The sequence below is a fragment of the Embleya sp. NPDC025285 genome (genome assembly GCF_055558835.1).
In genome coordinates this window covers 1-4,257 of the sequence record NZ_JBVHLU010000235.1, presented here as the reverse complement: position 1 = coordinate 4,257, position 4,257 = coordinate 1, and the positions used below count along the sequence as shown (strand labels likewise).

The 4,257-nt window shown below is 66.6% G+C and carries 4 protein-coding genes; 2 read left to right on the top strand and 2 right to left on the bottom strand.

The genetic code is table 11. The annotated features are described in order from the left end of the window. Positions 1-704 precede the first annotated feature (704 nt). Entirely contained in the window at positions 705-1,571 is an 867-nt protein-coding gene (locus ACZ4FV_RS51700) for a carbohydrate kinase family protein (protein ID WP_465328373.1), read from the top strand. On the opposite strand, the gene ACZ4FV_RS51695 is transcribed toward ACZ4FV_RS51700, so the two are convergent. Then, positions 1,485-1,913 carry an amidase family protein gene (locus ACZ4FV_RS51695; RefSeq protein WP_465328371.1) on the bottom strand — a complete coding sequence of 143 codons (429 nt, stop codon included), beginning with the start codon at positions 1,911-1,913 and terminating at the stop codon, positions 1,485-1,487. The genes ACZ4FV_RS51700 and ACZ4FV_RS51695 overlap by 87 nt on opposite strands. A gap of 1,068 nt (positions 1,914-2,981) precedes the next feature. Between ACZ4FV_RS51695 and ACZ4FV_RS51690 the strand changes: the two genes are divergently transcribed. Further along, a complete protein-coding gene (locus ACZ4FV_RS51690; protein ID WP_465328370.1) occupies positions 2,982-4,058 on the top strand; it encodes an RICIN domain-containing protein in 1,077 nt (358 codons plus the stop codon). Positions 4,059-4,074: 16 nt separating this feature from the next. Here ACZ4FV_RS51690 and ACZ4FV_RS51685 read toward each other — a convergent pair. Further along, positions 4,075-4,257 (bottom strand): hypothetical protein (locus tag ACZ4FV_RS51685; protein ID WP_465328368.1); only part of this gene is annotated, 183 nt, incomplete at its 5' end.

The window sequence follows — 4,257 nt, the reverse complement described above, 5'->3', positions numbered from 1 at the left end:
CATCCGTGTACTTCGACGGACGTCCCACTTGGACTTCCCTTCCTGGACCTCACGATCCAAGTTTCAAGGTGTCCATGATCAAGGGGAAACCTCAGAGCTTGCGCAGGATCCGGCCGGCGATCTCGCCCGCCATGCCAAGGACACCTGACCGCGATCCGCTCTGGGGGCACGCCGGTCGCCTGGCTCGTGCGCAACCCGGATTCGAGTTCGACGCCCTTCATCGACGACACGACGACGCTTTCGGACCCGATGTGCCGCGCGCCGGCGCAGCCGGGTTCGCGCGCAGGGAATCGAGCGTGGGCTGATCCACTCTCGCGTGCTCGCCGATCGGAGGACTCGTCGGTAGCGGGCTTTCGGTAGCGGTCCAGGAGGTAGCCGCGCATGCGGTGCACGCGCACTTCGGGAGCGGAGTCCTTGTAGGTGAGGTCGCCCATCAGGACGTAGCGCCAACGCCGGTCGGCCAGGAGCCTGCGAGCGCTTGCGCGCCTGGTCCAACGCGCCCCCACCCACACAATTACAGGCCCTCATGAACTCGGTCGGTGCAGGCCACTGCTTGCACCTCTATCTCCCGAACCAACAAACCACTGGTAGGAGTAAAGAGCACGTCATCCGAATCAAATGGCCTCTTCGAGCCACTATTTCGGGCGCATCACACTAGCCGTACCCTTGGGGTCCATTGGCCCCATGCCCGGAGGACAGCTGTCATGCCTGACGTAGTCGTATGCGGCCCCGCAACGTGGAACCTTATCGTTGCCGTGCCGGAGTTGCCGCGCGCGGAACCTCACACGCTCCAGGCGCTCGACAGCTACGAGTCCCTCGGGGGCACGTCAGCGGGCAAGGCGCTGCACCTGACAGACCTGGGCCGGCCCATGGTGCTGCACACGGTCGTCGGCACCGATGAAGCAGCCACGCGCATTCTGCGAACGCTCCGGGAAGCAGGTGTCGACGTCCGCGCCAAGCTGGCAACCGGACCCAGCGAACGGCATCTCAACCTCATGAGCCGAAGCGGGGAACGGCTGTCCATCTATCTCGCCACCCCCGGCGACGAAGCAGGTGACGGTGACCGCGAGCTACATCACGCACTCGCATCCGCCCGGGCCGTCGTCATGGATCTCTCTTCGCACACAAGGCGGCTCCTCGATGACGTGCGTGGCACCGGCGTACCGATCTGGACGGACATCCACGACTATGACGGTGAATCATCATTCCACCAACCATTCATCCAAGCCGCGACACATGTGTTCATGAATGGCGATGGCATCGCGAAACCCCTCGACTTCATGCATGCGACGATCAACAGGGGTGCCGACACGGTTGTATGCACGCTCGGCCCTGACGGCGCGATCGCCGTCAACCGTGACCACGCCGTTCACCACGCACCGGCAGCGCCGATGCGGCGGATAGTGGACACGAACGGGGCCGGCGACGCGTTCATGGCGGGATTCCTTCACGTATCTCTGGACGGAGCAACGCTCCAAGCCGCGCTAACAGCAGGTGCACAGCAGGCACGCGTCGCCCTCGCAAGCCCGCATCTCAGCACCCTGCTGGACGCCCCGAATCCGGCAAGATAGAAGGGCTGCTGCTGCGTTCCTCAAAGGGCGTACACGAACCAGCGCCGGGACGCGCGCGTCGGAGCCCGATCTGCCCCATATCCAAGATCCGGCATGGGCGTTGAGTGGCTCACATCCTTGCGCGAGCAGCGCATCGGCACCGCGCTCGATCGCGGTCATCACGTCGGGATGGATCTTGACCTCGTCCAGTTCCCGGATGACGTGCACGCGTCGAGGCAGGTCGGGATTGTACGTTGCGGAGACCGGGGAATGCCATGGGTCGCGCACGTCTGCCCCGGCCATGACATGGAATGCGAGCCGAAGATCTTCGATGCGCCGAGCCACGGGCCCTTGCCCGTCCATCCGTCGCCCCGAACGTCGAGGCAGGCGCGTTCGGGAGGTGTGCTGCGGGCGGGCATGAACCTCGCCAGGCCCTGCCGTGGGTCGCGCAGACCCGTCCCGGGGGTCGCGACGGCGACGTCCAGGCCGAGACCGGCGATCCGTTTGCGGGCCGCGTCGGCCAGGTCGGGATCGACCTCGACGCTCACGACCGCGCCCGGCCCCGCCCACCCGGCGAGCAGTGCGGCGTTCCACGGCCGCGTAGCCGGCGCCGTCCCACCGCCACAGCCGATCCGGCGCGAACACGTCCCGCAGCACCGACTCCACCGCCGCCCGAATCCACGGCGCCTGCCCGGGCCACTGCCCGCGGTGGTCCATTTCGTCGGCCAACCGCTGGACCGAGGATCGCGCCGGGTTCGCCGAATTCGGCGCGCGCGCCGATCGCGCGGCGATCCTGGACGCGGACCCCACGCCCCGGCCCGAGTTCGGCGACGGCGGGCCCGACTACACCGACCTGCACGCCGTCACCGACGACGCCCTCGACCGGTGCTGGGACACGATCCTGCGCGCGATCCCGCACCTCTTGGACGCGGGCACCATGACCGGCGACCGCCCCGCAACGTGCGTCGGAACCACCAACCCACCGCCCCCGCGGACCGCCGCACCGTGACGCGTCACGTGAGCGACGGCACCCGATCACCGTCCCGCCCCGGACGCTGCGCGGGTGGGATCTCCGCGACGGCGAAGGCGACGCCGCACAACACCAAGAAGGGGGACGCCCGTGTCCGGGTCCGGCTGGTTCGCCGATCCCGACGCGTTCGCCGCGCCCGAGACCGAGGCGGCTCGTCGACATCGCACAGCGCCGCTGTCGCGGGTTCGTGGGTGTTCCGACGCGGTATCGACGGCTGCCCTGACCGGCCCGGGCGTGGTGGCCGTTCGCGCCATTCGTACGTGATTTTCGTCCATCGATCCGCGCTGACCGTCCGGTCCCCGTTCGGGTCGGCTGTACTGGACCGGACCGTGCGCGTGATGTAGTCATCGGCTGCCCGGCCCGTGCCACGCCCGGTCACCTTCCAGGAAACGAGGCGTCCCTTGACACCCATCCCGGCGGGCAGGGCTTACCTCCTTCGAAACGCTCAGAGCAACCTGTTCCTGAACGTCGTTGCCCACAGCAACGCGGAGTCGGCCAGACTGGAGCAGTACCACCTGTCGCAGACCAACCGAATGAGCCAGGTGTGGCACGTCTTTCCTCTGGACTTCGGGCGCTACCTCCTGGTGAACATGTCCAGCGGTTTCGTCGTCAACATCGTCTCGAACAGCACGCAGCCGTCCGCCCCCGCCGAGCAGTTCCACCTTCAGTTGCCTCAGGACCGGCCCACCCAGGAGTGGGTGTTACGCCCTGTCGTCGGAAACGACATCCTCGAGATCATCAACGCCGAGAGCCAACTGAACCTCAACGTCGTCGGGTTCAGCCGGCAGGAGTCGGCGCGCATCGAGCAGTACACCAGGGCAAGCGGTACAAATTTTCAATCCCAGACGTGGTTGTTCCATGTCGAACGCGAGTACAGGCCCGTCCTCGACCTGCAGCCGGGGAACGACAACATCGGTGACGTCAACCGCATGACCAGCTTCGCCGACCCCAAGCCCGCCAGCACGACCCCCGTCCTGGCCGGATCGATGGCCTACCCTTTCCCGCTGGTCCGCGACCCCGCGTACTCCCGCGAGCGCCAGTCCCGGGAGAATCCCTACTACATCCTGCGCAAATTCGGGTTCTGGACGAAGGTCTTCTTCTACGACCACGGCGGGGCCTCGGAGTACACGCATCGGGAGACCACCCGGGTGGGTCTGACCACGACCAACTCCACGACGGTCGAGAACACCACCGGCATATCCGTCTCGGCCGAGGCCAGCTTCGGGTTCAGGGGTTTCGGCGCGTCGTTGAGCACCACCATGAGCCAGCAGTTGAGGGTCGAAACGACGAAAACCGTGTCCCACGAGTCTTCCCGCGAAGTGCAGATCACGCGGACCTACCCCGCGGGCCACCGGGTCGCCGAGGCGATCTGGTACCGCGACGACAGGTTCGTCCTCGAACGTCTGGACGGTTCCAGAGTGCTGGAGTGGGTCACCCGCAACCCGAACCGCACAGTCGCCGACACTTTCCGGGGCTAGGACCAATACCGGTGTTTTAGGTCTTTCTGCGGCGGGTTGGGGTGGTGCGGGTCGGTCCGACGAGCGTGACGTCGGGTGGGTTCGGTGGGGGTGTGTTGCGGTGTTCGGTTCGCTTGAGCGCCCAGTTGGACATCTTGCGCTTGATGACGCGGGGGTTGGAGCGTAACCGCCTCGGCGGCAGGGGCCGTTCGTGGATCTC